We start from the raw sequence: 631 nt of genomic DNA on the forward strand, positions 1-631 counted from the left end.
GTGTTAAGGACCACTCGCACACATTTTCGGGTTTGAGCTAGGGTGCTGCGCCCCGGAGTCGCCGGGTGCGGCAGGCCAACAAGGGCAATATGTCGAAGAAGCGCGTCCACGAAATCGCCAAGGAGCTCAAGGGCCACGGCATTGAGCTCGACAACAAGGAGGTCGTAAACGAGCTGTCCGCGCTCGGTTACGACGTCAAGAGCCATTCGTCCTCCCTCGATGACGACCAGGCGACCGCCGCCGTCCAGAAGATCCTGGACAAGCGCAAGCCGAAGCAGGCAGCGCCTCCCGTGACGGCGAAGGGGTTCGTGGTGCGCCGCAAGGTGGGCCCGCCCGCGGGCTCCGCCGAAGCGGGCATGGAGTCGCACTCCGCGGACTCCCATGACCACTACGATTCCGGACCCGTTGAGTCCGCTCATCCCCCCGTCGAGGCCTACCAGCCTCCCGAGGAGGCGCCTCGCGCCGTGGAGCCCCCGCCCGTCGCTGTCGAGACGGCTCCGGCTCCCTCCGTGGAGGAGTCTCCCGCCGTCACCGCCGCGCCCGCGGCTCCGACGGCTCCCCCGGTGACCGAGCAGCAGCCCGCTCAGGCCGCCACGCCTCCAGCCGCAACGGAGGCCCCCAAGGCCCCGGT

1 protein-coding gene is annotated in these 631 nt (G+C 69.1%); it reads left to right on the top strand.

The window, feature by feature from the left end:
• Window positions 1-89: 89 nt before the first annotated feature.
• Window positions 90-631, top strand: a 542-nt coding sequence (locus HR086_RS47325; protein ID WP_174468958.1) for a translation initiation factor IF-2 N-terminal domain-containing protein, incomplete at its 3' end; no start/stop codon positions are given.

Source organism: Myxococcus sp. CA039A (genome assembly GCF_013336645.1).
Lineage (GTDB): Bacteria > Myxococcota > Myxococcia > Myxococcales > Myxococcaceae > Myxococcus > Myxococcus llanfairpwllgwyngyllgogerychwyrndrobwllllantysiliogogogochensis.